Genomic DNA, 5,835 nt, shown 5'->3' with positions numbered 1-5,835 from the left:
TTTGCCAAACTGCAAAGTCTGCGTACTGGATAGGTAATTCTGGTAAGGGTGATGTTTCTCCTACACAAAAAGCTTGATATAGAGTCGATAACTCTTGGATTAGTACCCCCATTGACCAACCATCCGAGATAATGTGGTGCATTGTCAGTAACAATACATATTCCGTAGTGTCTAACTGAAACAAACTACACCTAATTAATGGTGCTATTTCCAAGTTAAAGGGGGTAATTGCTTCTTTTTGTATTTGTTGCTGTAGGAAAGTTTGACGTTCTTTATCTGGTAGTTTTTGTAAGTCGACCACATTGATTGCGATCGCGACTTCTGGATGAATCACCTGTACTGGTGTGCCATTTACAGTTCGGAAGCTAGTGCGTAGTACCTCGTGACGGCGTACTATTTCTGATAATGCAAGTTGGAGAACTTGCTGGTTGAGATTACCTTGTAAGAGAACTGCCCTAGGTACGTTATAGAAGGGGTTATTAGCCTCTAATTGCTCCAAAAACCATAACCTTTCCTGGGCAAAAGACAGGCGAGGTGAATCGTGGCCGCTTCTTCGGGATATTGCCTGCTTTTTGGAAATATGAGTATTCTTATTTTTCTTATTTTTAAGTCTTAGTTCTAATAAAGCCCGCTTTTCTGCTGAAAGATTTGCAATTTTTTCATTGATATTTTTCATAGCTAGTAACTATTAATTCCAAAACAACTGTTAATTCAAGGAAAATAGAAGCCGCTAATAGCTTTTACTATTAGCAATTGATCTTCAGCTATGTACTGATGAATGCATTTCTTCGGCTAAAAGCTGTTGCACTTTGTCATCTGATAGATCTTCTAACTCAGCTAACAAATGAGCCATATCTTCATCCTCTGTATGCTGTAACTGAGTCACAGCTTCAGCTAATTCTGCTACAGTTGGTATTTCAAATATTTGCCGTAAGGATAGTTCCACAGAGAATGTTTGGTTTAACCGAGAAATAACCTGGGTTGCGAATAAAGAATGTCCCCCCAGAGTAAAGAAGTTGTCGTGGATACCTACACTTTGTACACTTAGAATTTCAGAGAAGATGCTGGCTATAAGTTCTTCATTTTGGGTGCGTGGTGCTACGTATTCATTTTCTCGCGAAACACTATCAGGCGACGGTAATGCTTTTTTATCTAACTTGCCGTTGGGTGTTAATGGCAGGGTATCTAAGATGACAAAAGCAGAAGGCACCATGTATTCTGGTAACTTTGAAAGCAGGAATTCACGTATTTCTTTAGTAGGAAATGATTCATAAAAAACTATATAGGCAACTAAGCGTTTGTTACCACTGCTTTCTTCTATGGCAATAACTACAGCTTGTTGTATTTGGGGATGACCGTTAAGAACGGATTCGATTTCTCCCAATTCGATGCGAAACCCACGAATCTTTACTTGATGGTCAATGCGACCAATAAATTCAATGTTGCCATCAGGCAAATATCGAGCCAAATCTCCTGTTTTGTATAATTTAGATTCTTTTGGCAGGCTTTCCCTTGCATCTTTCGAGATAAAATCGTCAAATACCGGAGTGGGTTTCTGTTTTGACTTATCAAAAGGATTTGGGATAAATTTTTCGCTAGTTAGTTGTGGGTTGTTAAGGTAACTTCTGGCTAAACCATCACCCCCAATGTATAATTCTCCGGGCATACCTATGGGTACTGGTTGTAAATCCTCATCTAGGATGTAGATTTGGGTATTGGCTATTGGGCGACCAATGGGTAATGTAGACGAACGCAGAGGTAAGGATTTTTGATCTAGAAAATAGGTGAGTACCCCTACAGTAGTTTCTGTAGGGCCATAATGATTGATGATATTGGAATTAGGAGATTGAGCTTGAATTGTCTCTACCCAATCTGAACTAGATGCTTCACCACCAAGAATGAGTGTTTTAATCGGCAGAACTAGTGCTGGATCTAACGAGATTTGTAAAGCTGCTAGATGAGAGGGAACAATTTTAAGATAGTCAATATCCTGATAATTAAAATATTCCCTTATAGCCTTTGGATCAGAGACTTTTTCCTCGGATATTACGTGAAGACACCCACCTGTCAATAAACAAGGAAATATTACAGTATTGCCTAGGTCTGTACTAATTGTAGACACTAAAGCAAAATTACTACTAGGTTTAATATTTATGATTTGAATGAGACTATAAACATAATTAAAGATTGATTTGTGTGCGATCGCAACTCCCTTCGGTTGTCCAGTAGAACCAGACGTGTAGATGACATAAGCCAAATTATTCAACTTCACCCCAGAGTTAAAGTTATCCCTATACTGTTGCTCAATTACCCCCCAGCCCGTATCTAAACAAACCACCCGTGCTGGATTTGGTGGTAAAGATTCTTCTACTAACGATCTCTGAGTAAGCAACACCTCAACAGCAGAATCATTCAACATATAACTCAATCGTTCTTGGGGATATTTGGGGTCAAAGGGTACATAAGCACCACCAGCCTTCAATATCGCCAACAATCCCACCACCATTTCTATGGAACGTTCTACGCAAATCCCTACCAACACCTCTGGTTTAACTCCCAGTTTTTGAAGATGATCTGCCAGTTGGTTGGCTCTTTGATTTAATTGCTTGTAAGTTAATTGTTGTTCCTCAAACACCAATGCTATAGCATCGGGTGTTTTTTCTACCTGTTCTTCAAATAACTGATGAATACACTTGTCTTTGGGGTAATCACAACTCGTGTCATTAAATTGGTGTAGAATTTTTTCTCGTTCAACGTCGCTAAGAATTTCTATTTTGTCAATTGCCGTCTCAGGACAATCTAAAATACTAGATAATAGCATCTGAAATTGTTCAGCAAGACATTGAATATAATCTTCCTCAAATAGCCTGGCATCGTAACATAACTTTGCCACTAAATCACAATGATTATGAGTGAAACTTAGTTTAATTTTGAACTTATCAAAACAGACATCCTGTTTGATAATAGAAAAGCAAATATCATCGACAATATGCCGTTCTGTTTGAGTAAAATCAAAACCAAAGGGGATAAAAGCAGTATCTATATAACTTTTTTTTTCATCAATTATTGACTCCCAGTTAAATTGTTTTTGCCAAGAATAAATACTATTTATTTCCAATTGTATTTGTTTGAGAACATCTAGAAATAATAAGCCTTTTTTGAAACTAGATTTTAGTGGTAAATATTTCGCTAATAAACCAATAGAATCTTGCAAAACTTCGTACTCTCGACCTTCACAACCAACTCCAACAAACACTTCTGATTCTTGGGTTATAAGCCACAAAAATATCTGCCAGCACGCGAGGAAAAATAAATCAATTGGAACTTTCTCTTTTTCAATGAATTCTGATATTTGCTCCACTTGACGAGAAGGAATAATAAATTTCAAATAACGGGGTTCAAATTCAGTTTCCCAGGCAGACTGTCTTTCAAAAGGTAGTTTTATACTTAAGCTATCAGTAATATTTTGCTTGCGCCAGTAACTTTTAGCAAATATCAATTCTTGTTCTTCGTCATCAAGTAGTTGATTTTGCCACTCCGATATGTCTGCATATTGTAGTACATCCTCAAAAAGTTCTTCACTTTTGGTGCAAGCACGATAAGAATTACTAATTTTGAGTACTAAATTATCGAGTCCTTTGATATCTACATATAAAGTAGGCAGGTTGAGCAACAATACAGATTCTTCCTCAGAAAGAGTGACTAAAGTGCAATGAAAAAGTGAGTTTTGGGAAAAATCAAAAGGAAGCTGACTATATCGCTTCCACAATAACTCTATTTGAGTCAACTGCGATTCTAATTCTATTTCCGTGTAATCGTACTCACTAAAATGGAGACTAAAATCAGAAGCGATAACCTGTAATGGTAAGGTCATTCCAGGCACAGGACTAAAAGTAGTGCGGAGAATCTCATGACTTGATATTACTTGCTTGATCGCAGACTTTAAAGTATTAGGCTCAATTTTGCCTTTGATTTGTACAGCACACTGGGCACGATAAGGGAAATTTGGTGAAGAATATTGTAGTTTCCAAAGGTGTTTTTGTTGGGGTGATAGTTCAAAACCTTCAATCATTTCTACTTTTTCTCCTATGTGATTACTCTAATACCGTTTCTGTCTAAAGATGGGGCTAATTTAGGTAGCATTGGTAGCTTTGTTTGGATAGTCCCACTTTTATAGAGAGGGCAATTAAACGTAGCCTAATACAGAATTGGTATAATGGTCTTTTTGGTAGCGAGCAAACTCAAAAGCCCGCTCTGTCTATGCTATAGTCCTTTGATAACCTACTCAGTTTTCTACCTTAATTGGATTGCGCTTAATTAGTTTTAGTTTTCCGATATTTCTGTTTGACAACTGTTGTTTTTCTGATTCATTTAGTAAAGGTAATTCACCTAACATTCGTGAAGGATTGTCTGCAATTTCACAGAAAATGGTTTGCAGATGTCCTAACATCCGCCCAATCGTATCTGATTCAAAACGAGTACTATCGTGACGAATCTTAACGAACAGCTCATCTTCAGGGACTACCATTACAGTCAACGGATAATTATTTTGTCCAAAAATCTCGATTTCGCTGAAATGTAGCGAATTATCTTCATTCAATAAAGAACTATCAATTGGATAATTCTCAAACACCATAATGCTATCAAACAAAGGTGTTCCTTTTTTTACTTCGCTAAGAGCTTGAATTTCAACTAGTGAAGTGTAAGAGTAATCCTGTAATTCCAACATTAACTGTTGTATTTGTTGCAGCCAAGGTATTAGTTGCTGTTGGGGGGATATTTGTATACGTAATGGTAAGGTATTGATAAATAATCCCACTATCTCCTCTACTCCAGACAAATTGGCTGGACGACCAGAAATAGTCACACCAAATACTACATCTTTCTCGCCACTATAACGACTTAATAGTAATGCCCAAGCTGCTTGTACTATCGTCGATAAAGTCATGCCATGATGTTGTGCCACATATTGTAACCTACGGCTCACTCCCACAGATAAATGTAACTCAAGTTCTTTATATTCCGGTTTAGCTTGTTGATTTTGAAAGGTTAACTTATCTACTACTAGGGAAGTTGGAATGCTAAAACCTTGCAAAGTTTGTCGCCAAAAGTTAATAGCAGCAACATGATCTTGTCCCTGCAACCAAGCGATATAATCACGGTAGGAACGTGCTGTTGGCAGTGAACAAGTTTCCCCTGCAACTTCAGCTTTGTAGAAACTTAAAACATCTTTGAAGATAATCGATAAACACCATCCATCTATGAGAATATGGTGATGACTCCAGATGAACTTGTAATTATCTTCATCCAGCCTCACTAATGTACATCCCATCAATGGTGCTTGGTTGAATTGAAAACCAAGTCTTCTTTGTGTTTGCAACAGTTCAGATAATTGCTGTTGTTGCTCTGTGGTTGATAGTTTTTGCCAATCGAGATTATTCCAAGGTAAATTAACTTGTTTGAGTACTACTTGTAATGAAGTTGTATAATTTTCCCAAACAAATAATGTACGTAAAACTGAATGTCTATCTACAACTTTTTGCCAAGCCAATTCAAAAGCAGCAACATTGAGATTGCCCTTCAAACTCAAGGTCATCTGTTCAAAATATACGCCACTATCAGGTGCATATAGACTATGGAACAGCATCCCTTGTTGTGTCGGAGAAAGTGGATAAATTGCACAGATGTCTTTAGCTTTGATTGCAGATAATAACTCATCAAGTTCTAATTGATTCAACTGTGCAAGCGGGAAATCACTCGGTGTATATCCTCTATTGTCTTCTAATTGACAATGTTCTATTATCGACCTGATTGCCTGAATATAACTCTGTGCCA

Annotated in this window: 3 protein-coding genes; all 3 read right to left on the bottom strand. The window is 37.4% G+C overall.

Annotation, left to right across the window (positions count from 1 at the left end; all coding sequences use genetic code 11):
- On the bottom strand, positions 1 to 676 hold a 676-nt coding region (locus HCR01_RS36535), incomplete at its 3' end, for a condensation domain-containing protein (protein WP_226890042.1).
- 84 nt (positions 677 to 760) lie between these two features.
- Positions 761 to 4,072 carry a non-ribosomal peptide synthetase gene (locus HCR01_RS36530; RefSeq protein WP_193200785.1) on the bottom strand — a complete coding sequence of 1,104 codons (3,312 nt, stop codon included), beginning with the start codon at positions 4,070 to 4,072 and terminating at the stop codon, positions 761 to 763.
- Positions 4,073 to 4,285: 213 nt separating this feature from the next.
- Positions 4,286 to 5,835, bottom strand: a 1,550-nt coding sequence (locus tag HCR01_RS36525) for a condensation domain-containing protein (RefSeq protein WP_226890041.1), incomplete at its 5' end; no start/stop codon positions are given.

Origin of the sequence: Nostoc sp. MG11 (genome assembly GCF_014904695.1) — a bacterium.
Taxonomy (GTDB): Bacteria; Cyanobacteriota; Cyanobacteriia; order Cyanobacteriales; family Nostocaceae; genus Komarekiella.
This window is presented reverse-complemented; position numbering and strand designations above follow the sequence as displayed.